This is a genomic window from Archangium sp. Cb G35 (genome assembly GCF_001896145.1).
Lineage (GTDB): Bacteria > Myxococcota > Myxococcia > Myxococcales > Myxococcaceae > Archangium > Archangium violaceum.
On the sequence record NZ_MPOI01000013.1, the window covers coordinates 478,330 to 504,192 of the forward strand.

Annotated in this window: 17 protein-coding genes; 13 read left to right on the forward strand and 4 right to left on the reverse strand. The window is 67.3% G+C overall.

Features of this window, described 5'->3' with window-relative positions:
- Positions 1–53 precede the first annotated feature (53 nt).
- The 3 genes from BO221_RS36690 to BO221_RS36700 all read left to right on the forward strand — a co-directional run bounded on the left by BO221_RS36690 (position 54) and on the right by BO221_RS36700 (position 3,429).
- Positions 54–1,943 (forward strand): CotH kinase family protein, encoded by a 1,890-nt coding sequence (locus BO221_RS36690; protein ID WP_073565487.1) that lies wholly within the window; start codon positions 54–56, stop codon positions 1,941–1,943.
- Between the two features lie 80 nt (positions 1,944–2,023).
- Entirely contained in the window at positions 2,024–2,698 is a 675-nt protein-coding gene (locus BO221_RS56620; RefSeq protein ID WP_233166414.1) for a hypothetical protein, read from the forward strand.
- On the forward strand, positions 2,695–3,429 hold the full coding sequence (locus BO221_RS36700; RefSeq protein ID WP_083681920.1) for a hypothetical protein: 735 nt from the start codon (positions 2,695–2,697) through the stop codon (positions 3,427–3,429). The genes BO221_RS56620 and BO221_RS36700 overlap by 4 nt, the downstream gene beginning before the upstream one ends.
- 13 nt (positions 3,430–3,442) lie before the next feature.
- On the opposite strand, the gene BO221_RS36705 is transcribed toward BO221_RS36700, so the two are convergent.
- On the reverse strand, positions 3,443–5,545 hold the full coding sequence (locus tag BO221_RS36705) for a S9 family peptidase (protein WP_198956258.1): 2,103 nt from the start codon (positions 5,543–5,545) through the stop codon (positions 3,443–3,445).
- Between the two features lie 66 nt (positions 5,546–5,611).
- Between BO221_RS36705 and BO221_RS36710 the strand changes: the two genes are divergently transcribed.
- The 7 genes from BO221_RS36710 (at position 5,612) to BO221_RS36740 (ending at position 19,472) form a co-directional block, all read left to right on the forward strand.
- Positions 5,612–6,772 carry an LOG family protein gene (locus BO221_RS36710; RefSeq protein WP_073565489.1) on the forward strand — a complete coding sequence of 387 codons (1,161 nt, stop codon included), beginning with the start codon at positions 5,612–5,614 and terminating at the stop codon, positions 6,770–6,772.
- Positions 6,773–6,914: 142 nt separating this feature from the next.
- Entirely contained in the window at positions 6,915–12,224 is a 5,310-nt protein-coding gene (locus BO221_RS36715; protein ID WP_073565490.1) for an ATP-binding sensor histidine kinase, read from the forward strand.
- Positions 12,225–12,397: 173 nt separating this feature from the next.
- A complete protein-coding gene (locus BO221_RS36720; protein ID WP_143195897.1) occupies positions 12,398–15,106 on the forward strand; it encodes a hypothetical protein in 2,709 nt (902 codons plus the stop codon).
- Positions 15,107–15,334: 228 nt separating this feature from the next.
- Positions 15,335–16,702 carry a phosphomannomutase/phosphoglucomutase gene (locus BO221_RS36725; protein ID WP_073565491.1) on the forward strand — a complete coding sequence of 456 codons (1,368 nt, stop codon included), beginning with the start codon at positions 15,335–15,337 and terminating at the stop codon, positions 16,700–16,702.
- 16 nt (positions 16,703–16,718) lie between these two features.
- On the forward strand, positions 16,719–17,273 hold the full coding sequence (locus tag BO221_RS36730; protein ID WP_073565492.1) for an NADPH-dependent FMN reductase: 555 nt from the start codon (positions 16,719–16,721) through the stop codon (positions 17,271–17,273).
- A 21-nt stretch (positions 17,274–17,294) separates the two neighbouring features.
- Positions 17,295–18,224 (forward strand): ROK family protein, encoded by a 930-nt coding sequence (locus tag BO221_RS36735; protein ID WP_073565493.1) that lies wholly within the window; start codon positions 17,295–17,297, stop codon positions 18,222–18,224.
- Between the two features lie 54 nt (positions 18,225–18,278).
- Positions 18,279–19,472, forward strand: a complete 1,194-nt coding sequence (locus BO221_RS36740; RefSeq protein WP_073565494.1) for a BMP family protein — start codon at positions 18,279–18,281, stop codon at positions 19,470–19,472.
- A gap of 85 nt (positions 19,473–19,557) precedes the next feature.
- Here the strand turns inward: BO221_RS36740 and BO221_RS36745 are convergent, their stop codons facing one another.
- The gene (locus BO221_RS36745) at positions 19,558–20,712 is read right to left on the reverse strand and encodes an OmpA family protein (RefSeq protein ID WP_073565495.1); all 1,155 of its coding nucleotides are present in this window, start codon (positions 20,710–20,712) and stop codon (positions 19,558–19,560) included.
- 23 nt (positions 20,713–20,735) lie between these two features.
- Positions 20,736–21,092, reverse strand: coding sequence for a DUF4398 domain-containing protein (locus BO221_RS36750; RefSeq protein ID WP_073565496.1), 357 nt, complete (start codon positions 21,090–21,092; stop codon positions 20,736–20,738).
- 299 nt (positions 21,093–21,391) lie between these two features.
- Between BO221_RS36750 and BO221_RS36755 the strand changes: the two genes are divergently transcribed.
- Positions 21,392–22,537 carry a TIGR03118 family protein gene (locus BO221_RS36755; RefSeq protein WP_073565497.1) on the forward strand — a complete coding sequence of 382 codons (1,146 nt, stop codon included), beginning with the start codon at positions 21,392–21,394 and terminating at the stop codon, positions 22,535–22,537.
- A gap of 128 nt (positions 22,538–22,665) precedes the next feature.
- Here BO221_RS36755 and BO221_RS36760 read toward each other — a convergent pair whose 3' ends face one another.
- Positions 22,666–23,361, reverse strand: coding sequence for a dihydrofolate reductase family protein (locus BO221_RS36760; protein ID WP_073565498.1), 696 nt, complete (start codon positions 23,359–23,361; stop codon positions 22,666–22,668).
- 241 nt (positions 23,362–23,602) lie between these two features.
- Between BO221_RS36760 and BO221_RS36765 the strand changes: the two genes are divergently transcribed.
- Together BO221_RS36765 and BO221_RS36770 are read left to right on the forward strand one after the other, a co-directional pair.
- On the forward strand, positions 23,603–24,580 hold the full coding sequence (locus BO221_RS36765) for a hypothetical protein (protein ID WP_143195892.1): 978 nt from the start codon (positions 23,603–23,605) through the stop codon (positions 24,578–24,580).
- Positions 24,581–24,601: 21 nt separating this feature from the next.
- Positions 24,602–25,627 (forward strand): DUF4041 domain-containing protein, encoded by a 1,026-nt coding sequence (locus BO221_RS36770; protein ID WP_073565500.1) that lies wholly within the window; start codon positions 24,602–24,604, stop codon positions 25,625–25,627.
- Positions 25,628–25,863 lie beyond the last annotated feature (236 nt).

The following is a 25,863-nucleotide window of genomic DNA, read 5'->3' on the forward strand; positions in this document are numbered from 1 at the left end:
TGTCGCGGACAGGACTTCTGCCCTGGCGCATCACTTGCTCTGGGGTGGAGCGCATGAGAATCGCGCTGCTCACCGGACTTCTCTTCCTTCTGGGCGCCTGTGGCTCGACCGAGCCCTCAACTGACGCGCGCAAGGACCCCACCGGCATCATCGATGATACCGGGCAGCCCGACGCCGGACAGCCCGACGCCGGGGTGCCGGACGCGGGCCGCCCCGATGCGGGCACTCCACCGGATGCGGGAACGCCGGATGCCGGGACTCCACCGGACGCGGGCACTCCGGACGGGGGGAGCCAGACGGGCTCGAGGCCCTCTCCCACGAAGCCCCGGTGGCCGGCGCTGCAGACGTCCATCTCCACCTATGAGCTGACGTTGTCGCAGCGGGACTATGATGCCCTGTGGGCTCGCATTCCGGATCCTCCGTCACAGAAGTTCCAGGTGGAGGGCCGCTTCACCCACGAGGGCCGCGAGTACCCGGCGTTGCTGAGCTTCCGTGGGCGCTCCACGAAGACGGACGCGCGCGTCGTGAAGAAGTCCTGGGACGTGCGTTTCGAGCAGAAGGAGGCGCGCTTCGAGGGGAAGAAGAACATCGAGCTGCTGGCGACGTGGAAGGACGGCGGCTACCTCACCGAGAAGCTCTGGTACGACCTGGCGGCGAGCGTGGGCTTGCGTGTGCCTCGGGCGCGCTACGTCCACGTGACGCTGCACCTCGTCCAGGGCGATGGGCGCGTCATCACGAAGTACGAGGGCGTCTTCACCGAGCTGGAGTCCATCAACAAGGACTTCCTCGAGGCCCACGACTTCGATGACGACGGGGACCTCTACCGCTGCGGCATGCACGACTGCGAGATGCGCCCGCCGCCGCAGGAGCAGTACCAGGAGCGCTGGGACAAGAAGACGAACGAGAAGGAGCCGTGGGACCGGCTGTGGAGCTTCCTCGAGGGCATCAACCGCACGCCGCCGCACCGCTTCGCGGCCTTCGCCCAGGAGCGGCTGGAGCTGGAGGACTACCTCACCTGGCTGGCGCTGGAGACGTTCATCAATAACGACCTGCAGGGCGACTCGCGCAGCTATCTCATCTACGACCGCGAGATGGGGAAGTGGACGTACGTGCCGTGGGACCTGAACAACGCGCTGTCGCTCTACAACCGCACCAACCCCGAGCGCCAGGGAGTGAAGGAGGATCATCCGCTCTTCAGCTTCACCGCCTATGATCCGCACGTGTACGAGCTGGCCGATTTCCGCCGGACCTTCCCGGACATGCAGGACATGAAGCCGGCCTGGAGCACGCTCTCCACGCGCATCTACGATGATCCGGGGTTGCGGGCCCGGTACGTGGAGCGGCTGCGCAAGCTGCTCGACACGTGGTTCACCGAGGAGAACATCGGTCCACGCGTGGACGCCATGCACACGCTGCTCGCTCCGTTCATCGTGCCCGGGCCGGACGGCAAGACGGTGGACCCGTACGTCAGTCCTCCCCACGTCGCGCGCAGCTCCGAACACCTCCACCGTTTCGTGCGTGAGCGCCGCAAGTGGCTGCTCCAGCACATCCATGACATCGAGTCGCTCGGGAGTGGTGCGCTGGTCATCGACCGGGTGGGCCGGGACGCGTCGGGTGCCTTCTGGGTGCAGCTCTACAACCGGGGCTCCGCGCCGGTGTCCGTGGGGGGCCTGTACCTCTCGGGCTTCACGCGGGTGCCCGGACAGTGGACGCTGCCCGCGCTCACCGTCGCGCCTGGACAGGCCGTCACCTTCCGCCAGGGGGCTCCGGGGACGGGGCACCTGGGTGCGACGATGGATCCACAGCGGCCCGAGGTGTCCCTCTTCGCGGAGGATGGGAAGTCGGCCATCGACCTGCTCTGGCTGGCGCCGCTGAATCCGGGCGAGGCCTACGGACGACAGCCTCGCGGCGCCGAGTCCTTCGGCCCTCAATCCGGACCGTAAATCCGTCCGGGGGAAAGCGGTGGCCGGTGTTACCCGGCCGTGGTAGTGGCCTCCACGCCGATGACGGGCGGCTACTCCACATGAGCACCCAGGTCACAGCACATCAGAGGCTCGTCGCATCGAGCCTCAGCCTTCTCCTTGTCTCTTGCAGTGTGACCCGGCCCATGAACCCAGGGCCCGTGGGCCCTGAGGCTCTGGCCAGATACGTACTCGTCATCCAGGAGGCACCTGACGGGCAGGTGACGCATTCCTGGAGGCCAGCATCCAGTTTTGAGCTGCCAGAATACTCGAGTGCGGCGAGCAGCGCTGACCTCGACGGCATGGTCGTGCTCGCGGGCCGACGTGCTGGCAACAGCGTGACGGGCGATAAATGTCAGGCTGTTTATGACAAGTGCTGGGAGTTGTGCATGAGGAGCTCAATTCCCCCAGACTGGGAGCATTACATCGACCAGTACGGCGAGAAGCAGGGGAAGGTCAGATACTGCGGTGACACATGCGCCGCACAGCGGAACGCTTGTTGGGATGAAGCCAAACGCAAGGGAGCAAGCGTTCACAGGTTCGTTTCCATTGATGCCGCCGTCGACTGGGTGAAGCGCCACAGGGCGGAACTTCTGGCCGGTTCCGTTGTCGTCATCGCTGGAGTGGCTTTCGCCGTGGCCTTCTCTGGCGGAAGCGTCATCATCCTCGCGCCCATCCTCCTCGTCGCATCCTCCGATGCTCCCTCGGCGTTTGATTTCGAGGAGTCCATCCCATGATCATCGAATACTTCCCGGGCGACGCGATGCCGCTGCTCGGCAGGTATCAGGAGGACAGTCCGTCCGAGGAGGAGCGCGAGCTCCTCGATGTTGCGAATGGCGCGGTTGCCTTCGTCTACTTCACCGGCCAGCTCTATCGCTTCGACGAATTCCGCACGAGCAGACCCTCCGTCCATCCACCTGCTCCTTTGTTCGTTCAGGTCCTAGAACTCCTCGAACGCATCCGAAGGGAGTCCTCCTCCACCGAGGAGAAGGAGATTCTCCTCGCGGTCATGGATGCACTCTCGTTCATCGAGAGTTCCGGCCAGAAGAAGGGCCTCGAAGAGTATCTTCGTTACTGGGAGGCCGACACCCTCCCGCCCGTCATCGCTGCTTTCAAAACGGATTCCGAAGCGGAGACATGGCTGGACGAGCAACCTGTCCCACCTTATGGCGCCAGGGTGCTGATCGGGAATCAGTACTACTCCGTCAAGCGGAGCCGCGAGCGGAGGGAGCCTGGCTTTCTTCCGATTCCAACCCTTGAGGAGTTCATCGGAAGTCATCTGGAGGAGGGACTGCCCCCACCCGTGGCCGCATTCAATACGAAGGAAGATGCGGAGTCATGGCTCGCGAATACTCCTTTCTCCACCAGGCATGCCTTCATCACCATCGGCGGCAAGTATCACCTGGCGGTGTGTCAGGAACGCGTGAATCATCGAGCCCTCTATCCGCTCAGGTGGGCTGAGCAGTAGCTGCTGGAAGCCGTCAGCGCTCCAGTCCCAGCTGTGTGAAGACGAAGGCGAAGGTGAAGGCCGTCTCACGCAGCTGGTCGTAGCGGCTGGAGGCTCCCGTGTGTCCCGCGGCCATGTCCATCTGGAGGAGCACGGGATGGGAGTCCGTCTTGTGGGCCCGCAGCCGGGCCACCCATTTGGCGGGCCCCCAGTACATCACCTGGCTGTCGTTCAGCGCCGCCATCACCAGAAGCGCCGGGTAGGGCTGTGCCTTCACGTTGGTATAGGGGCAGTACTGCCGGATGTACGCGTAGTCCTCGGGTAGCGTGGGGTTGCCCCACTCCTCGTACTCGGGGACGGTGAGCGGCAGTGACGGGTCGAGCATCGTGGTGAGCACGTCCACGAAGGGTGCGTGCACGAGGGCCACCCGGAAGAGGTCCGGGCGCAGGTTGAGCACGGCCCCCACCAGCAACCCCCCGGCACTGCCGCCCCAGATGGCCAGCCGCTCCTTCGAGGTGTAGCCCCGGGCGATGAGCGCCTCGGCCACCGAGATGAAGTCGGTGAAGGTGTTCATCTTCCGGTGCAGGCGGCCACCGTCGTGCCAGGCCTCGCCCAACTCCCCGCCACCGCGCACGTGGGCGGTGGCCACCACCATTCCCCGGTCGAGCATGGACAGGTCATTGGCGAAGAAGCCCAGGGAGGGCGTGGCTCCGTAGGCGCCGTAGCCCTTGAGGTACATGGGCGCGCTGCCGTTCTTCTTCAAATCCTTGCGGTAGACGAGGCTGACCGGGATGCCCGTGCCGTCCGCCGCCGTCACGTGCAGGCGCTCGGTGGTGTAGCGCGAGGGCTCGTACCCTCCGAGGACCGTCTCCTGCTTGAGGAGCACCCGCTCGCGCGTCGCCATGTCGTAGTCGAAGGTCGAGGCCGGCGTGATGGGGGACTCGTAGCGGAAGCGCAGGCTCCGGGTGTTCCATTCCTCGTTCTGGGCGAACTCCACCTCGTACACCTGCTCGGGCATGGCCACCCGGTGGCGCTCCCCCGAGGCGAGGTCGGTCACCGTCAGGTGCTCCAGGCCTCCCTCGCGCTCGCGGGTGACGAGGTGGCTGGAGAAGACCTCCAACTGTACGACCATCACCGCGTCGCGGTGGGGCAGGAACTCCTTCCAGTTCTCTGGCCCGGGAGCGTCCACCGGGGCGGTGACGAGCCGGTAGTTGGGGGCTCCGGCGTTGGTGCGGATGTAGAAGAGCCCGCCCCGGTGGTCCACGGAGTATTTGTGGCCCTGCTCGCGAGGCGCCACCACGCGTGGCGGGGCATCGGGGGCATGGGCGGGCAGCACCCGCACCTCGCTCGTGTCGCGGCTGCGGCTCAGGATGATGAAGTATTCGCGCGAGCGCGAGCGCCACAGGTACACGTTGAATCGCTCATCGGTGTCCTCGTGGACGAGGGCGTCCCGCTCCTCGCCGAGTACATGGCGCCAGAGCTGGTGGGAGCGCTTCGCGGCATTCTCGGTGGTGTAGAGGAGGGTGCGGTTGTCGGCGGCCCAGGCCACGTCATCGACGTGCTCGCGCCGCTCGGGCAGGAGCGCGCCGGAGCGTAGGTCCTTGATGTAGAGCGTGTAATCACGCGCTCCGCTGGTATCGACGGAGAAGGCCAGCCGCTGGCCATCGTCACTGACCTGGAACTCCTTGAGCTTGAAGTAGCGGTGCCCCTCGGCGATCACGTTGAGATCGAGCAGCACCTCCTCGGGGCTGCCGGGGCTGGCATGCCTGCGGCAGTGGATGGCATAGGACTTTCCCTGCTCGGAGCGCGAGTAATAGAGGTAGCCGTCCTTGGAGTAGGGGACGCTGGCATCCGTCTGCTGGATGCGCCCGAGCATCTCCTGGTAGAGCCGCTCCTGGAGGTCCGCGGTGGGTTGCATGAAGGCCCGGGCATGGGCCGACTCGGCCTCGAGGTGGGCGTGCACCTCGGGGTTGTCCTTCTCGCGCAGCCAGTCGTACTCATCCTGGCGCGTGTCACCGTGCAGGGTGATGGCGTGGGGCTGTTGCCTGGCGACGGGTGGAGCGGGGCGCGGGACTGTCGCGCAGGCGAGTGTGAGCACCAGGGCGAGCGGAACCCAGACGGAGAGCATTCTCGGCATGGTTCGAGTCTGCCAGAAGCTCGGACTTGCTATCTTCGAGTCCCCCTTCATCTTCGGGAGTTCCTCGTGGTCGAGATTGAAACCCTGGTGGCATTCGAGCAGCACCTGTCGGGCGGCAAGAGCCTCGCCAACGTCATCCTTCAAGGGCTGGACCTGACAAAACAGTCACGGGTGCTGCTGGGCGCGGACCTCACGGGCACCGTCTTCCTGGGCTGCCAGCTCGAGACGCAGGCGCTGCAGGCCGTGATTGCCCACGGGGCCATGGTCTTCCCGCCCTTCTCGGGGCTGCCCTACTCGCCCTACCGGGGCGGCCTCTACTCTCCCGAGGAGCTGTACGCCGGTTTCGACCCCACGCATCCCGAGAGCTACGCCGACACACCGGACGCCCGCATCTATGCCCACTGGAACTCGCGCGGCGCGGCCAACTCCCCCTCGCTGCTGGAGACGCTGGCGCAGCGGCTCCACGACCATGCCATCACCGATGCCATGGAGGAGGTGCTCGCGCAGCACAGCCAGGGCCGGCCGCGCAGGGTGGTGGCCATCATGGGCGGCCACTCCATGCTCCGGGGCCAGCCAGACTACCGAGCGGTCGTGGAGCTGGCCCGTGAGCTGGCGCGCCTCGGCTTCTTCCTGGTGAGCGGCGGCGGCCCGGGCGCCATGGAGGCCACGCACGTGGGCGCCTGGTTCGCCCGGCGCACCGACGCCGAGCTGTCCGCCGCCCTCGAGCTCCTCGCCAAGGCCCCGAGCTACAAGGACCGCGAGTGGCTCTCGCGTGCCTTCGAGGTGCGCGCCACCTGGCCCCTCCGGGACGCGGACCGTGTCGTCAGCGAGAGCCTGGGCATTCCCACCTGGCACTACGGCCACGAGCCGCCCAATCCCTTCGCCACGCACATCGCCAAGTACTTCGCCAACAGCGTGCGCGAGGATGGTCTGCTCACCATCGCCAGGGGCGGCGTCGTCTACTCCCCGGGCAGTGCCGGCACCATCCAGGAGATCTTCCAGGACGCCTGCCAGAACCACTACAACACCGTGGGAGTCATCAGCCCGATGATCTTCCTGGGCCAGGACTTCTGGACGCGCACGCGGCCCGTCTACCCGGTCCTGGAGCACCTCGCCCGGGGCCATGACTACGCGCGCTACCTGCTGCTCACCGACTCCCGCGAGCGCATCATCCAGGCCCTCGTGGATTTCGATCGCGAGCAGGAGGCCCGCGAGCGCGCCGGCTAGGGACTTCCCCGTAGGCTGAAGCCATACGGTGCGGGGGGATGTACTCCTACACTGAGTAGGCCATGCGCTGTCGAGCGAGCGACGGCGGGTGGGTCCGTCTTTGGGCGGTTCAGTCGAGGTGTTAAAAACCCGCCGCACCACCATGATGGATATCCCCGGGTACAAGCTCCTCGGCCTCTTCCAGATGACGAGCAGCAGCCTGCTGTTCCAGGCGTTGCGCGAGGCTGACGCGGTACCCGTCATCGTCAAGACTCCGCGCAACGAGCACCTCGGCCCCCGCGAGCGTGCGCGCTACCAGCGTGAGTACGACGTGTTGCAGCGCCTGCGGGGGACGCCCGGGGTGCTCGCCGCCCGGGGCTGTGAGGTGCTCCGGGAGCGGCCGGTGTTGCTGCTGGAGGACGTGGGGGGAAAGGCCCTCTCGGAGCAGCTGGGTCAGCCCCTGGAGCTCTCCGCTTTCTTCTCCATCGCGATTCCCCTGGCCGCCACGCTGGCGGAGATGCACCGCCGCGGCGTCATCCACAAGGACATCAAACCCGCCAACATCCTCCTGTCACCGGGAGGGGAGGTGTGGCTCATCGACTTCGGCCTCGCCTCGTTGCGACAGGTGGAGCACGTGGAGGGCTCCACCGTCTCCCTCGTGGAAGGCACGCTGCCGTACATGTCCCCGGAGCAGTCGGGGCGCATCAACCGGGCGGTGGACTACCGCACGGACTTCTATTCGTTGGGAGTGACGCTCTACCAGCTCCTCACGGGGCGCCTGCCCTTCCGGGGGAAGGATCCCCTGGAGTGGCTCCACGCGCACATCTCCCAGACGCCCGTGTCCCCGAGCCAGTGGGTGTCCACGATTCCGGCCATGCTCTCGGCGGTGGTGCTCAAGCTGCTGGCCAAGGCCGCGGACGAGCGCTACCAGAGCGCCGAGGGACTGAAGGCGGACCTGGAGCGGTGCCAGGAGGCGTTGCGGCGGGGCGTGAGCGAGGACTTCCCGCTCGGCCTCCAGGACTTCCCCGCCCGCTTCCAGCTTCCGCAACAGCTCTACGGCCGCGAAGCGGAGGTGCGGACGCTGCTGGGGGCCTTCGAGAACGTGGTGCGGGATGGACGGCCCGGGTGGGTGCTGGTGCGGGGTTACTCGGGCATCGGCAAGTCCTCCATCGTCCAGGAGCTGCACAGGCCCGTGCTGGAGCGCCGGGGCTTCTTCCTTCGCGGCAAGTTCAACGCGCTGCAACGCGACGTGCCCTACGACACGCTGGCCCAGGCCACGCGGGCGCTCGTGCAGCAGGTGCTGGCGGGCAGTGACGAGGAGGTGGCGGCCTGGCGTCAGCGGTTGGCGGAGGCCTTCGAGGGCAACGGCCAGGTGCTGGTGGACGTGGTGCCCCAGCTGGAGATGGTGGTGGGCAAGCAACCCGCCGCGCCGCAGTTGCCACCCGCCGAGACGCGCAACCGCTTCAACCGCCTCTTCCAGCGCTTCCTCGGGGTGTTCGCCTCCTCGGGGCGGCCGCTGGTGCTCTTCCTGGACGACCTGCAGTGGGCGGACTTCGCCAGCCTCCAACTGCTGAAGTTCCTGGTCACCCACCCGGACACGCCGCCCCTGCTGCTGATTGGCGCATACCGGGACAACGAGGTGGGCCCCTCGCATCCGCTGGCGCTGGTGCTGGAGGAGGCGCGCAAGGAGGGCGCCCGGTTCTCGGACCTTCAGCTGGGGCCGCTCTCGCCCGGGCAGACGCGCCAACTGGTGGCGGATGCCCTGCCCGGCGCGGGCCAGGAGGTGCTCGAGCCGCTGTCGGAGCTCCTCCAGGCCAGGACGGGAGGCAACCCCTTCTTCCTCCTCCAGTTCCTGCAGACGCTCTATCAGGATGGGCTGGTGGAGCGGGTGCCGCGAGGCGGCTGGCTCTGGAACGCGGACGCCGTGCGGGCCATGGCCTACGCGGACAACGTGGTGGACTTCATGGCCGGCCGGTTGCGCAAACTGCCCGCTCCGGTCCAGCGTCTGCTCTGTCTGGCCGCGTGCGTGGGCAACACCTTCCCGCTGGAGATGCTGGCCCTCCTCACCTGGCAGGACGTCTCCGAGGTGGAGCTCGGCCTGGAGCCGGCGCTCCAGGAAGAGCTGGTGATGCAGAGTGGCGCCCAGCACTACCGCTTCCTGCACGATCGCATCCAGCAGGCCGCCTACGCCCTGCTGGCCGAGCCGGAGCGCAAGGCCGTCCACCTGGAGATTGGCAGGCTGCTGTGGGGCCGTCTCCCGCCCGGCGAGCTGCGCGAGCGCCTCTTCGACGTGGTGGGGCAGCTCAACGCGGGCGTGGAGTTGATGGGGGACGAGGAGGAGCGTACCCGGCTGGCGCGGCTCAATGCCGAGGCGGGCTTCCGTGCCCAGTCCTCCTCCGCCCACCGCTCGGCCATCGGCTACTTCGCCATGGCCCTGCGCCTGATGCCCGGGGACCTGTGGGAGACGGCGCCCGAGCTGGCCTTCAAGCTGCGCCTGGGACAGGCCAGCAGCGAGCTGCTGTGCGGCAATGGCCCCGAGGCCCGCCGCATCGTCTCGGAGCTTCGCGCGAGGCCGCTCTCGCACCAGGAGCTGGCGGCGGTCTACCGGCTCGAGAGCAACATCCTCCTCATCTCCAATCAGCCCGAGGCCGCCGCCGTCTGTCTGCTGGAGTGTCTGGAGCGCTTCGGGCTCCGCATCCCCGCGCGGCCCACCTGGGACGAGGTCAACGCCGCCAGGCAGGAGGTGGAGTCGCTGCTGGGCGGCCGCTCCATCGAGGGCCTCGTCGAGCTGCCCCACATGACGGACCCGGAGGTGAAGACGGTGATGGGGCTGCTCGGGGCCCTGTTCGCGCCGGCCTTCTTCACCAGCGAGACGCTCCTGGCCCTGCACCTGTGCCACATGGTGGCGCTGACGCTACGCCATGGCAGCACCGACGAGTCCGCTTCCGCCTATGTCTGGTATGGCTTCGTGACGAGCTGCCTCTTCAAGGACCCCCATCGGGGATATGCCTTTGGCAGGCTGGCGTGTGAGTTCGTCGAGCGCAACGACATCTCCGCCTACCGGGCCCGGGTCCTCTTCACCCAGGGACACGTGAGTCTCTGGGTCCGGCCGCTGCGGGAGGCGAAGGAGCTCTACCAGAAGGCCTTCCAGCAGGCGCTCCTGTCGGGGGACCTGCAGATCGCCGGTTACTGCTGCATCTTCATCGCCTGGCTCCAGCTCTCCATGGGCGCCGAGCTGGCCGAGGTGGAGCGCGAGGCCGTCACGCATGCCGAATTCGCGCGCAGGGCCGGTTTCCGGGACGCGTCGAACATCACCGGGCTGCTCGGGGCCTTCTCGCGGCAGATGCGGGGGCTCACCGAGTCCTTCGGCACCCTGAACGGGGAGGGATTCCAGGAGGAGGAGATCGAGCGCCTGCTGCTCTCCGGCATGGCCCCGCTGAAGTGCTCGTATCCCGTCATCAAGACGCGCTCCCGCTTCATGGCGGGTGCCTACGAGGAGGCGCGCCAGGCGGCGGACAAGGCCCAGGGGCTGCTCTGGGCGGTGCTCGGCCGCATCCAACTGCTGGACCATCACCTCTACAGGGCCCTGACGCTGGCGGCGTGCTGCCGGGACGCCGCGCCGCCGCTGCGGGAGCAATACCTCAAGGACATCCAACAGCACCGGCGGCAATTGGAGGAGTGGGCCACGAGCTGTCCGGAGACGTTCCGGGCGGCCGAGCGGATGGTGGCGGCGGAGCTGCACCGCCTGCACGGCAGACTCGAGCTGGCCCTGCGCGGCTACGAGGAGGCCATCGACGCCGCCCGCGAGCATGGCCTCATCCACGATGTCGCCGTGGCGAGCGAGCTGGCCTCGCGCTTCTGGAAGGATGCGGGAATCTCTCTCATCGCCCTGGCCTATGCCCGCCAGGCGCGCGACGCCTATCTCCAGTGGGGCGCCGAGGGAAAAGTACGGCACCTGGACGAGCAGTGGCCGGACATCTCCCGGCTCGTCCTGAGTGGCCAGGGCACCACCAGCTATGACACGGGCTCCAAGCTGTTGGACGCGCTCAGCCTCGTCAAGGCGCAGCAGGCGCTCTCCAGTGAGATGGACCTGGAGCGGCTGGTGGGCACCCTCATGCGCGTGGCGATGGAGAACGCGGGAGCCCAGCGGGGCGCCCTCCTGCTGCTGCAAGGCGAGACGTTGACGGTGGCGGCGCAGGTGGAGTCCTTCGAGGGCGAGGTGCGCGCGGTGTCCCCGGAGCAGGCTTCCTGGCGGCTGCCCTGGACGTTGATCACCTATGTGCGGCGCACCGGGGAGCATGTGCTCCTCGAGGACGCCTCCCAACCCCACGCCTTTTCCTCCAGCCCGGCCGGCACCTCCAGCCAGGCCGGCTCCGTGCTGTGTCTGCCATTGAATCGGGGGGAGGTGTTCTACGGCGTGCTGTACCTGGAGAACGCCCTCACGGCCGAGGCCTTCAATCCCAGCCGCATCACCTTGTTGCAGCACCTGGCCTCCCAGGCCTCCATCTCCATGGAGAACGCGCGGCTCTACTCCGAGGTGCGGCAGGCCGAGACCGCCCTGCGCCAGGCCAACGAGGAGTTGGAGTCCCGCGTGGAGGAGCGCACGCGCGAGCTGAAGCTGGCCCAGGCGAACCTGGTGGAGACGGCGCGCATGGTGGGCAAGGCCGAGGTCGCCTCCAGCGTGCTGCATGACGTGGGCAACGCCCTGACGAGCCTCGTGGTGGACAGCGATGCCCTGCGCCGCACGGTCGAGGCCTCGCGCATGGGCCGTGTCGAGCAGGTGGTCGGCCTCCTGTCTCAGCACCGCGACGACCTCGCGGGTTTCCTGACGAAGGATCCCCGCGGTCTCCAGCTGTTCACCTACCTCTCCGGCCTCGCGGGCGAGCTGACCCAGGAGCGTGTCTCCCTGCAGCGGGGCATGGAGGATCTGGCGAAGAACGTCGATCGGGTGCGCACCATCATCCAGATGCAGCAGGCCTACGCGAAGGCCACGCTGCTGGTGGAGGAGTGCGACCTGGCCGAGGTGATGGAAGAGGTCCTGCGTCTGCAGGCGGGCGTCCTGCAACAGTGGAGCGTACGGGTGACGAAGGAGCTGGCGCCGCTGCCCAGGATGAAGGTGGACAGGCACCGGCTGCTGCAGATCCTCCTCAACCTCATCAGCAACGCCCGGCAGGCCATGGAGCAGGTGCTCCCGGGGGAACGCCTGCTCCACGTCCGGCTGTATGCGGAAGGGGAGTGGGTGTTCTTCCAGGTCATCGACAATGGCAGGGGCATCGCCCCCGAGGTGCACGGGCGGCTCTTCACCCAGGGGTTCACCACCCGCAAGGAAGGCCATGGCATCGGCTTGCACTCCAGCGCGCTCGCGGCGCAGCTCATGGGCGGCAAGCTGACGCTGGAAAGCGAGGGGCTGGGATTGGGCGCCACCGCCACCTTCAAGTTCCCCTCCACGGGGGCGGACTCCAAGGTCGCGTAGGGGCTTTTCCTCACATGGTTCAAATGTTGAAATAGTGATTCACTGCACGGTGAGGGGGGGCCCGTTCCACGGGTGGGTTGGACCTCCATTCACTCACATTCGTGCAGGTGATCCTGATGGAACGGCATCACGCAACGTATTTCCCAGTGGCTTCCTGGTTTTCCGCCGCGGCCATGGCCGTCTGTCTCTTCACGGCGGGCCTCGCGCATGCGGAGTCCTCGTTCGCCCTCTTCGAGAGTGGACAGGTGCGTCCCCTGGAGCTGTCACCGGACGGAAAGCTGCTCTTCGCCGTCAACACCCCGGACAACCGGCTGGAGATCTTCCGCGTCCATGGCGGTGGCCTGACGCACCGCGCCTCGGTGCCCGTCGGGCTGGAGCCCGTCGCCGTGGCGGCGCGCAGCAACACCGAGGTCTGGGTGGTGAACCACCTCTCGGACAGCGTGAGCGTCGTCGAGCTGAGCGGCAATGGAAACGCCGGGCGCGTCACCCGCACCCTGCTCGTGGGTGACGAGCCGCGAGACATCGTCTTCGCGGGGCCGGGCCGGAGCCGCGCCTTCATCACCACGGCGCACCGTGGCCAGAACGTCCCGTACGATCCCCAGCTCACCACGCCCGGTATCGGCCGTGCCGATGTCTGGGTATTCAACGCGAGCCCGGCCAGCGGCATGCCGAGCACCATCCTGACGCTCTTCAGCGATACGCCCCGCTCGCTGGCGGTGACACCGGATGGCTCGCGCGTCTACGCCGCCGGCTTCCACTCCGGCAACCGGACGACGACGCTCTCCCATATCCTCGTGCCGGATGGGGGTCAGGCGAATGGCGGTCTGCCCGCGCCCAACACCAGCGTGGACGGGCGGCCGCAGCCCGAGGTGGGGCTCATCGTCAAATACAACGGGGCCCACTGGGTGGATGAGCTGGAGCGCATCTGGGACAACTCCGTGCGGTTCTCGCTGCCGGACAAGGATGTCTTCGTCATCGACGCGATGGCCAACCCCCCGGCGCAGCTCCCGGGCCCGTCCGGCTTCTTCGCCGGGGTGGGCACCATCCTCTACAACATGGCCGTCAACCCGGTGAGCGGGAAGGTCTACGTCTCCAACACGGAGGCCTTCAACGAGAAGCGCTTCGAGGGCAATGGCGAATTCTCGGGCCACTCGGTGAAGGGGCGCTTCCACGAGAACCGCATCACCGTGCTGAGCCGCGCCGGCGTCACGCCGCGCCACCTCAACAAGCACATCAACTACGATGCCTGCTGCGCGCCCCTCCCGAACGACGAGAACAAGAAGAGCCTGGCCCTGCCCACGGGAATGGTGGTCTCCGGCGATGGCAGGACGCTCTTCGTCGCCGCGCTGGGCTCCAACAAGGTCGGCATCTTCAACACGGCGGAACTGGAGAACGACACCTTCGTCCCCAACGCTGCCCACCACATCCGGCTCACCGGCGGTGGCCCCACGGGGCTGGTGCTCGATGAGCGCCACGGCCGCTTGTATGTGATGACGCGGTTCGACAACTCCATCTCGGTGGTCGACACCCGCCGTCGCGCGGAGATCGGCCACGTGGGAATGTACAACCCCGAGCCGGCGAGCATCGTGAAGGGGCGGCGCTTCCTGTACGACGCGTCCTTCAGCTCCAGCCACGGTGACTCGTCGTGCGCGACGTGCCACGTCTTCGGTGACTTCGACAGCCTGGCATGGGACCTGGGCAACCCGGACAACGGCGTGGAGACCAACCCCGGCCCCTTCGTGGGCAGCCCCATCATCAACCCCGACTTCCATCCCCTGAAGGGGCCCATGGCCACCCAGAGCCTGCGCGGCATGGCCAACCACGGGCCCATGCACTGGCGCGGCGACCGCACCGGCGGCAACGACGAGCCCAGCGCCCAGCCGGACAGCGGCTCCTTCAACGAAGAGGCCGCATTCAAGAAGTTCAACGGCGCGTTCGAGGATCTGCTCGGGCGCCACGCGCCCATCCCCGAGGCCGACATGCAGGCCTTCACGGACTTCATGCTGCAGGTGATGTATCCGCCCAACCCCGTCCGCGCGCTCGACAATTCCCTGACGCCCGAGCAGCGGGAAGCACGCGGCTTCTTCTTCGACGTGCCCTCCAACATCGTCTTCCACATCACGTGCGAGTCGTGCCACGTCATCAAGCCCGGCGCGAACCCGGGCGCGAAGATTCCCGGCTTCTTCGGAGCGGACGGCCGGAGCGCGTTCCCCTTCGCGGCCCAGGTGCTCAAGGTGCCGCACCTGCGCAACATGTACCAGAAGGTCGGCATGTTCGGCATGCCGCAGACGCCCATCTTCAACCCGGGCGACAACGAGTTCATGGGTGACCAGGTGCGAGGCTTTGGCTTCATCCATGACGGCAGCGTGGACACCATGTTCCGCTTCAACCGCGTCATGGCCTTCACGCAGGGGCCGGACAACGTCACGGGCCTCCCGGCCAACGCCGAGGGTGATGCCATGCGCCGCAAGCTCGAGAGCTTCATGCTCGCCTTCGACAGCAACCTGGCGCCCATCGTGGGCCAGCAGGTGACGCTCACCCGCGCCAACGCCGCGGCGGTGAACCCCCGGTTGAATCTCCTCCTGGCCCGCGCGAACGCGGGGGAGTGCGAGCTGATCGCCAAGACATCGCTGAATCAGCGCGAGCAGGGCTTCTTCTACGCCGGCTCGGGCAGGTTCGTGCCGGACCGGAGGAGGCTCCCGGCGGTGCCGGAGGCGGCGCTGCGGCAGCTGGCGATCCTCGGTGGGCTGGAGCTGACGTACACCTGCACGCCCCCGGGCGCGGGCGAGCGGATGGGCATCGACCGGGACGGGGACGGCTTCCTGGACGGGGACGAGCGGGACGCCGGGAGCGATCCGGCGGACCCGAGGAGCAGGCCGTAGCAGCGCTCGGGCGGGCCGGTTCCTCTCCCCGGCCCTCCTGAAGTCACGAGGGGTTACACGGAGGGTGCACCCGGGCGGGGAGGCCCGCTCCTCCCCGGGCGCCCGGGGAGGGAAGCTTTCAGCGGTGGGCAGGGGCTCCGCTTGAATACCCCCCCGCCCCGGGCTTGTGTATACAGTGCGCCGCCCTCGACCCCGCCTCCCCCTTCGAGGGCATCAGGAAACAGCCTCATGAACGCGCATATCTTCCGCGAGTACGACATCCGTGGCCTGGTGGACAAGGACCTCACCGTCGAGGTGGTGGAACTGCTGGGCAAGGGACTCGGCACCGTGGTGCGGCGCAAGGGTGGTCGCTCCATCGTGGTGGGCCGCGATTGCCGCGAGTCCTCCACACGCTTCCGCGACGCCCTCTGCCGTGGCCTCACCTCCACCGGGTTGAACGTGCTCGACGTGGGCGTGGTGCCCACGCCGCTGACCTACTTCGCCGCCAACACCCTGCCGGTGGACGGCCTGGCGATGATCACCGGCAGCCACAACCCGCCCGAGTACAACGGCTTCAAGATTGGCGCGGGCAAGACGACCTTCCACGGCCCTGAAATCCAGGCGCTGCGCAAGCTCATCGAGGCGCGCGACTTCGAGACGGCCGCCACGCCGGGCGCCGTCAGCCCCTTCGACATCCACACGCCCTACTACCACTTCGTCCGTCAGACGGTGAAGGTGGGCCGCAAGGGGATGAAGATCGTCATCGACGCGGGCAATGGCACCGGTGGCGCCGTGGGCGTGCCGCTCTTCGAGAGCATGGGCTTCGAGGTGGTGCCGCTCTTCTGCGACATGGACGCCACCTTCCCCAACCACCACCCGGATCCCACCGTGGTGGAGAACATGCAGGACCTCATCGCGGCGGTGAAGCGCGAGAAGGCCGAGGTGGGCATCGCCTATGACGGCGACAGCGACCGCATCGGCGTGGTGGATGACCAGGGCAACATCCTCTGGGGCGATCAGATCATGATCCTCTTCAGCCGCTACGTGCTGAAGGAGAGCCCGGGCGCCGCCATCGTCGGCGAGGTGAAGTGCTCGTACACCCTGTACGACGACATCGCGAAGCACGGCGGCAAGCCGGTGATGTGGAAGGCGGGCCACTCGCTCATCAAGGCGAAGATGAAGGAGGAGCACGCGGAGCTGGCCGGCGAGATGAGCGGCCACATCTTCTTCAAGAACCGCTACTTCGGCTTCGACGACGCCATCTATTCCTCGGCGCGCCTGCTGGAGATCCTCACCCACGAGAAGGCGAAGCTGTCCGAGCTGCTCGGGGACGTGCCCAGGACGTTCGCCACGCCCGAGCTGCGCGTGGACACGGTGGAGGAGAAGAAGTTCGAGATCGTCAAGCGCGCCACCGAGACGCTGCGCAAGGCGGGCCACTCGCTGGTGGACGTGGACGGTGTGCGGGTGACCTTCCCGGACGGGTGGGGCCTCATCCGCGCCTCCAACACCCAGCCCATCCTGGTGCTGCGCTTCGAGGCGAAGACGGCCGAGCGGCTGGAGGAGATCCGCCAGCTCATCGAGGGCACGGTGGAGAAGGTGCAGCGCGAGGTCGCCTGAGTTAGAGAGGCCCCCCATGGCGACTCCCCATATCCTGGCCCTGTGCGGCAGCGCGCGCACGGGGGGTTTCAACAAGAAGCTGTTGGACCTGGCGGTAGCGGAAGCCCGCGCGCAGGGCGCCGAGGTCGATGTCGTGGACCCCAAGGTGCTCGCGCAGCTTCCCATCTATGACCAGGATGTGGAGGCGAAGGGCTGGCCGCCGCTGGTGAAGGAACTGAGGGACCGGCTGGCCCGCGCCAACGGGCTGCTCATCGCCAGCCCCGAGTACAACTCCTCCATCCCGGGCGGGTTGAAGAACCTCATCGACTGGGTGTCGCGTCCGCCCGAGCGCCTCTTCACGGAGAAGTGGGCGGCGGTGATGGGGGCGACGCCGGGCGTTTTCGGCACCGCACGCATGCAGCCGCACCTGAGGCAGGTGCTGGCCTCCACGGGTGCGCACGTGCTGCCCACCCAGGTGCACCTGCCGCGGGCCACGGAGGCCTTCAACGCGGACGGGAGTTTCAAGGACGAGGCCCGGCGCAAGGAAGTGGCCGCGCTCGTCTCGTCGCTCGTTTCCAAGCTCAAGGGCTGATTGCCCGACCGGAGGACATGCATGCCCACACTGGGAATCGACCTGGGAGGCACCTTCGCCCGCGCGGCGGTGGTGGATGCGAAGGGCAACATCATCGCCTCCGCCAAGATGGCGCTCGGCGAGCGAAGCCCCTCGGCGGTGGTGGAGTCCATTGCCCACGCCGCCAAGGCCGCGGTGGACGCTGCGGGCATGCCCGTGCAGGGGTGTGGCGTGGGCGCGGCCGGACAGATTCATGGGGAGTCGGGCGTGCTGGCCGTGGCGCCCAACCTCGGCTGGCGCAACGTGCCGCTGGGGGAGCTGCTCCGCACGCGCCTGGGCTACCCCGTCCGGGTGGTGAATGACTTGTCGGCCGCCGCCTGGGGTGAGCTCAACGCCGGAGCGGGCCGCGGCTCGCATGACATGTACACGGTGTTCGTGGGCTCGGGCGTGGGCAGCGCCATCATCGCCGGGAACAAGCTGGTGACCGGCGGCGGCGGTGTGGCCGGCGAGCTGGGCCACATCAAGGTGGTGCCCAACGGGCGGCGGTGTGGCTGCGGCGAGCTGGGCTGCCTGGAGGCGTACGCGGGTGGCCACAACCTCATCGCGCAGACGCGCGAGTTGCTGGCCACGGGCCGCTCGCACGTGCTGATGGAGCTGACGGGCGGAGACCCGGCCCGGGTGACGCCGGTGACGCTGGAGCAGGCGGCGGACGCGGGCGACGCCGAGGCGCGTGAAATCTACGAGCGCGCCAGCCTCATGCTGGCCATCGCCGTCGCCAACCAGGTGACGGTGCTCAACCCGGCGCGGCTCATCCTGGGCGGTGGCGTGTTGACGCACTGCCCCGGCATCCGGCGGCGCGTGGTGGAGGGCGTGCAGGCGTTCGCTTCCACCACCTCGCGCGAGGGGCTGCTCATCTCCGACGCCGAGCTGGGTGACGACAGCGGGCTGATCGGCGCGGCCCTGCTGGCCTGACGTCTCCCGGGGCGTGACTTGAGGGGCGGGCGCGGCTCTGCTACAGCCCGCGCCATGGCCACTTCCCGCCCCTTCCTGCGACTGTCCCTGCTGTCCGCCCTGGTGCTCGTGTCCGCCTGCAAGAAGCAGGAGGCGGCGAAGCCGGAGGGCGCTCCCGGCAATGCTCCGGCCGCCACCGCGCCGAAGGCGAAGACGCTGAAGGTGGGCCTGGTGACGGACGTGGGCGGCCGCGGTGACCACTCCTTCAATGACTCGGCGCTGCGCGGGCTGGAACTGTGGGGCGCGGGCAAGAAGATGGAAGGGGGCAGCTACAAGGACGCCACCCCGGACGAGTTGAAGGAGACGCTCCAGCAGGACCTGGCCACGCGCGGCATCGCCCCGGTGGGTGTCGCTCCGGTGGTGCTGCAGAGCAAGGTTGCCGAGGACTATGAGCCCAACCTCCAGACGCTGGTGGACGAGGGCGTGTCCCTGTCCATCGGCGTGGGCTTCATGCTCGAGAACGCCGTGGAGACGGTGGCGAAGCGCAACCCGGACGCGAAGTTCCTCCTCATCGACAGCCCGCTGGTGTCCGCGGACGGCAAGGTCTACACGCTGCCCAACGTACGCACGGTGATGTACCGCGAGGAGCAGGGCAGCTTCCTGGTGGGCGCGCTGGCGGCCCTGGCCTCCAAGAACGACAAGGTGGGCTTCGTGGGCGGCATGGAGGTGCCCCTCATCAAGAAGTTCGAGGCGGGCTTCCGCGCTGGTGTGGCCGCGGTGAAGCCCCAGGCCACCGTGCTGGTGAACTACACGGGCACCTTCGACAACGTGGCCGCCGGCAAGCAGGTGGGCCAGGACCTCGTCAACAAGGGCGCGGACGTCGTCTACCACGCGGCCGGCTCGGACGGCCTCGGCGTCATCCAGGCGGTGAAGGAGGCGCGCGCCGCCGGCAAGCAGGTGTTCGTCATCGGCGTGGACTCGGACCAGTCGCACCTGGCCCCGGAGGCCGTGCTGACCTCCATGCTCAAGCGCGTGGACCTGGGCGTCTACGAGGCCGTGCGCGACCTGTCCCAGGGCAAGCTGGAGGGCGGTGACGTGACGCTGGGCCTCAAGGAGGGCGGTGTCACCTACGCTCCCGTCCGCGTGGACTTCCCGGGCAAGGCCGAGGCCCTCCAGAAGGTGGAGGAGCTGCGCGCCAAGGTCGTCTCCGGTGAAATCCAGGTGCCCACCCACCCGTCGCAGCTGACGGCCGCTCCGGCGAAGCCGTAACGCGCGCCCGGCGGGAAGCACCAGGCCCCGCTGCCTCCAGGAGGCAACGGGGCCTTGTCATGTCCGGCGGGTGTTTCTTCCCGGCTCAGCGCTCCGGAGTGGGCTGCTGCTGCTGCTGTTGCTGTTGCTGCTCACCGCCTCCGCCGATACCGCGCTCGATGACGATCTCCACCCGGCGGTTGTTCGCGCGGCCCTCGGCGTTCTTGTTGGAGGCGACGGGTTGCTCCTCGCCGCGCCCGTCGGTGCGGACACGCGCGCTGTCCACGCCGCGCTCCACGAGGTAGTCCCTCACCGCTCCCGCGCGCTCGTAGGACAGCTCCTCGTTGAGATCCGTGGGGCCCTGGCTGTCGGTGTGGCCCTCGATGAGGAGCGGGCTCTGCGTCTTCTTCAGCGCCTCGGCCACCTCGTCCAGCCTGCGCTTGGCCGCGGGCAGGAGATCCGCGCTCCCCGAGCGGAAGAGCACGCTGCCGGAGAGGGTGAGCACCAGCCCGCGGGCTTCCTCCTTCACCTGCACCTGCCGGATGTTGCGCAGCTCGCTGGCCACCTGCGCCTGGGCGCGGGCCTCGGCTTCGGCCTGGGCGGCGCGCTGCTCGGCCTGGAGGCGCGCCTGGCGCTCCTGCTCGAGCTGGGCGTTGAGTTGATCCATCTTCGCCTGGGCCTCGTCGAGCCGCGCCTGGCGCTCCTGCTCCTCACGCCGGGCTTGCTCCAGCCGCTGTTGCTCGGCCTGCGCCTGGGCCTCCTGCTGTTGCTGTTGCTTGCGCTGGGCCTGCGCCTGGGCCTCCTGCTGTTGCTGTTGCTGCAGCTGGGCCTGCCGCTGCTCCGCCTCCGTGCGCAGGCGCTGGGCCTCGGCGAGCTCCGCGCGGGCCTTGTCCAGCTCCTGCCGCGTCCTTTCTGCATCCGATGTCTGGGCCATGGCGAGCTGCTGCTCCGCCGCCACACGCTCCTGCTCGGCTACCACGGCCCGGGCTTGCGACTCGGCGATCTGCGCCTTGCGCAGCGCCACATACGCCAGCGTGCGTGTGTTCTCCGAGTCCCGCTCCCGCTCGAAGGAGCGGTTGGCCTCGTTGAGCGCCTCGCGCGCCTCGACGAGGGCATCCGGGCTGTACTGCGCCGCCGGCCCCGTGGAGGCCCGTTGATAGGCATAGCGCGCATCCAGCAGCTCTCGGGGCGTGCTCGCCGCGCACCCCGCGAACACGGCGGCACCCAGCACGCCCCACGTCAGATGTTTCCATCCCCGCATGACCTTCTCCTTACGTGTGGCTGTCACTGCACCGTGCCCTGGAGTTGCTGGACCTGCTGGAGCAACCGATCGGCCTCGGCCCGGGCCGGTGCCTCACGCGCCAGGGCCAGGGCCAGCTCCGCGTCCGCCTCGGCGCGCTTCAGGAAGAGCGCCGCCTTGTCCCGCTCGTTGCGCTCGAGCAGCCGGCGCGCCTCGCTCGCCTGCTCCCGCGCCCACTGCAGGTGCTGCGCCGCATCCGCTACCGACTCGGCCCCCGCTGCCTCCGCCTGGCGGATGGAGACCTCGGAGTCCACCAGTTGCCTGGTGGGCGGTGCCTGCTGCACTCCCGCGCAGCCGGCCAGTCCGAACAGCAGTCCAGCGCTAACGATTGCTCGTCGCATCGCTCGTTGCTCCCTTGTACGGGCCGCGGGCGGATCCAGGACCCGTTGCTTTCACGCAGCCGTCAACGCCTCGGAGATGTGCACTCGGGGACAGGGCAACAAGCACGGGCCTCCGTTCGCTCGTTCGTGTGCCTGGTGGGCGGGAGGGCACGGGGTGGGGCAGGGGGGCGAGGGGAGAGGGGGACAGTAGTGCTCGGCTTTCACGGCCGCCGGGGTGGGTTGTCGCTCCTCGCATCGGCTCCCACGTTCCCGTCCGACGAGGCCGCTGTCCTGGCGGCCTCGTGGAGGGGGGACACACAATGAATGCTTCATTTCTTCCGGGCTCCTGGCGGAGCCCTGTGCTGGCACTCGCGCTCGCCGCTTCCCTGGCACCCGCGGCCAGTTCCGCCCACGATTCGTGCAAGCAACCCAATGCCTATGAGCAACGCAACCTCGTCGCCGACAGGGATGGGTTCGCGGCGAACACCGATCCCAACCTGGTCAACGCGTGGGGCATCGCGTTCAACCCGTTCGGTCTCGTCTGGGTCAACGACAACGGGACCGGCCTCTCCACGCTCTATGACGGCGACGGAGTGCCCAACCCGCTCGTGGTGACCGTCCCGCCTCCTCCGGGAGACACCGGACCGGGCAGGCCCACCGGCATCGTCTTCAATGGCACCGGCCAGTTCGCTGTCACCCAGGGTGACGTCTCGGCTACCAGCTTCTTCATCTTCGCCACCGAGCAGGGCTCCATCACCGCCTGGGCTCCGGCCATCAATCTCACGAACTCCTTCACCGTCGTGGACAACTCCAGCACCGGCGCCAACTACAAGGGCCTCGCCCTCGCGCCCAATGGCACGGGGTTCTTCCTGTACGCGACGGACTTCCGCAACGGGAAGATCGACGTCTTCGACAGCACCTTCGCGCCCGCCACGCTGCCGGGCTCCTTCACGGACCCCTTCATTCCCTCGGGCTTCGCGCCCTTCGGCATCCAGAACATCAATGGCAACCTCTACGTCACCTACGCCAAACAGGACCGGACCCGGGATGAGGAGCTCACCGGCAAGGGGCTGGGTTACGTCAGCATCTTCGATGCCAATGGCCGCTTCGTCCGGCGCCTCATCTCGCGCGGCAAGTTGAACGCTCCCTGGGGTCTGGCGTTGGCTCCGGCCAGCTTCGGCAAGTTCGGCAGCAAGCTCCTGGTGGCCAACTCCGGCGACGGCATCATCAACGTCTATGATCCGCAGACCGGTCACTGCGAGGGCCGGTTGGAGGGGCCCGATGGCAATACGATCAAGATCGATGGTCTGTGGGGACTGGCCTTCGGCAGTGGCGTGGCGAACCAGCCCACCGATACGCTCTTCTTCACCGCGGGTCCCGAGGACGGGGCGCATGGTCTCTACGGGCGCCTCGACGCGGTGCGCGTCAGTTGTGACCGCTTCGCTCCGGAGCCCGAGTCCAACTGAGACGTGCCGCGGCGCGGTATGAACGCGAGGGGCCGCCGGAGAAACGTGCGGCCCCAACCACAGCTACGCCGTCAGCGCGCTCCGGTCGCGGAGCCCGGCGCATCCACCTTCTGAATCGGCTCGACGCGCTACCCGCCGGAAGTGAGCGTCTTGCGCCGGGCAAGCTCCGCTTCGGTCGGCTTGTCCAACGCGAATGACCCGCTCTTCACCTCCCCGGCACGTTCGTACGTCGCGATGACGACGCCCGTGGGGGCGACCGCGGACCTGGTGAGCTTCAGGGCGCCGGGGGCGATGCCGGGCCCGAACAGCCGTTTCCCTCGGCCCAGCAGCACCGGGTAGATGAGGAGACGCAGCTCATCGACGAGCTGATGGGCGAGCAACGTCTGGAGCAGCTCGCTGCTGCCCTGAACGAGCAACACCGGACCCTCCTGCTTCTTGAGCGCGTGCACCGCGTCCGCGACGTCCTTGCCGAGCCACTGCGTGTTCTTCCAGGTGAGCGTCTCGGGAGAGTGGGTGGCCACGTACTTGGTCACGCGGTTGAACGTCTCCGCGACCTGGGCGTTCCCCGCGTCGAAGGTGCTCTTCGTGGGATCGGTCTCGATGTAGGGCCAATGCGCCGCGAAGATGTCGTAGGTGCGCCGGCCGAGAAGAAGGTCGAAGGGCTGTGAAAAGCCTTCGCCGAGCGACGCATCAATGGCGTCATCCCAATACGGCACCACCCAGCCGCCGAACTTGAAGCCACCGGTCGGATCCTCCTCTGGACCACCCGGCGCCTGCATCACGCCATCGAGACTGACGAAAGCTCCGGCCACGACTCTTCGCATGGAATTGCTCCTTCGAAAGGGGTTCAGTCCAGGCTGCGCTGTTTTGCCTCATGGACTGCCTCCGGCCGCCAGAATCATCGGCCGGTCGTTCGAAATCGTCTGGACGCGTTCGCCCCTCGGCCGCCTGCATTTTTTACAGCTCGGACGGCATCCACGGGCTGGCCCGGGCTGTGCGCTGGTCCGGTGGAGAGGTAGCCTGGAGCCTGAGGGTGCATCAGCCGATTGGCGACCGAAGGGGGAAATGATGGGCCGCTATTCCTACGCGTCGACGCGAAAGAGGGAGGCAAAGGAACAAGAGCGACAGAATCAGCTGCGCCTTGCGCGCGAATCCGCGGAGGAGAGCAAGACGCGGATCGAGGAACTGAAGTCGGCGCACAAGGCATGTAGCGCTCCTATCGATTGGCGAGCGCTCGCGGCCAGTCTGCCTCCTGCACCGGTGACCCTCACCCACTGGGCGGAACGCTCAGCCGACCGTCGAACCCGTCTACTCACCCTGTTTGAGGTCCCCTCGGCACAATTGCCGAACATGGGGTCTGCCGTGGCGGAGGATTCAGACCGGTTCCATTCCGCACAACGGGCATTCCAGGAGGAAGCCCTGGAGCAGGCCGATTCCGTTGCATTGGCGCAAGGTATCCTTCAGGGGGACTCTCAAAGTTACCGGCGCGTCCTACGGGAGATTTCCTATCACTCCATGGCACCTCCTGGCGGAATTGCAGTGGATTTCGACATCCACTCGCCCCATCTGGTGGAGGCAAGGATTACGGCCCAGGGTTCGGCCATTCTACCTCCTGAGGTTCAAACATTGACCTCGACCGGCAAGCTGTCGACGAAGGCCATGCCCCGCATCCAATTCGTCGAGCTCTACCAGGACTACGTGTGCTCATTGGTCTTGCGAGTGGCTCGTGAGGTTCATGCGCTCCTGCCGGTGAAGGCAGTCCTCGTGACGGCGTATTCGGCTGACGGGCTCCCGGCGCTTTCCCCCGTACTCTCCACGATCATTCATCGAAAGCAGATGGAGCGTCTACCGTTCGACACCCTCGATCCATCGGATGCGTTGGACGGACTGCAAACTCGAACGAATTTCAAGGCCTCTCGCCGCACCGGCGCATTCCAACCCATCATCGCCTTCACTCCTTCAGACGTTCTCTTCACCGAACCCGCCAGTTCGCTTCAGTCGGTCATCGAAACCGCGAATCGGCTCCTCGAGGAACTCGAGTAGACACCTTCGGAGAGGCTCATCATGGAAATCCTATTGGGATTGATATTCTTCGCATGCGGTTTCGGATTCATCCCGGTCGCGATTTGGGCGTTCGTGCTGCGCGCGCGGTGGCAAAAGACCCAGCGGTCACTATCGGAAGTCGAGCAGGAACTCACGAAGGTGCGGGCCGACTCCCTTGCCGAACGGGAGCGTCTCAGGCAGGAGGTCAGCAAAAGACTCGAGGACGTGGACGCGGAGTTGTCGCGCGAGCGGGGAAACGCGCAGGCCGAAGCAGAGAGGGTACGCGCCCATTTTGAAGAGGAATTCAAAAAGGCGATGGCGACCTTCGAACCACTGTTGAGGTTCCAAGGGCTCGCGAACGCGGAACAGGACACCAAACGAGCTCTCGACGAGGCGATCAAGCTGGCAAGTGCGCTCAAACAGCAAGCCGAGACCTTTTCCGCGGCATCCAGAGCCCGAAGCGAAATCGAACTTCGTGAGGCAAGCAACAAGCTCAAGGAACTGCGGTCAGAAGCGGACTCCATCCTCGGCAAGGCAACCCAGGATGCGCGGAGAATCCTGGACGAAGCTCACAAGGGCGCTGAGCGGATTGCGGGAAATGCATACATTGCCCTGCGAGAGAAGGATGCGTTGGAGCAGGCCATTCGCGCGATCCGCAACGTGATCGACGGCTATGGAGACAAGTACGTCGTTCCGACGCGAAGCCTTCTCGATGAGCTGGCTTCGGACTTCGGCCATCTGGAGGCAGGAGTCAAGTTGAAGTCGGCCCGGGAGCAGTCCCGGCGAATGGTGGAGGAAGGCCACGCCGCGGAGTGTGACTATGCGGAAGCCAAACGGAAGGAGGCCGCAATCCGATTCGTTATAGACGCCTTCAATGGTCGCGTGGATGGAATTCTTTCAAGAACCAGGAGCGACAACTGCGGGACGCTCGAGCAGGAGATTCGGGACGCCTTCGCCTTGGTCAACCTGAACGGAGAGGCATTCCGAAATGCACGAATCCTGGAGGCGTACCTGGCGGCGAGGCTGGAAGAGCTGAGATGGGCGTAAATGCTCGCCGAGCCCCGTGGTCGAGGAGCTTGACGACGAGCGCGGGGCATGAGGGAGCGCTCACCGCGGTGCGACAGCCAGCGCGGCGCCCGGTCAGCTCAAGACAGGTGGGAATGAGTGCCGTGGCGAGTCAGCCCGCAGCGGACTGCGCGAGCTGGTTGGGCAGGGGAATCGCTTCCCCGCGCAGGGCCGCCAGCGCGGCCTCTCGCAGGTAGCGCTTGGGGTCCACCCCGCCC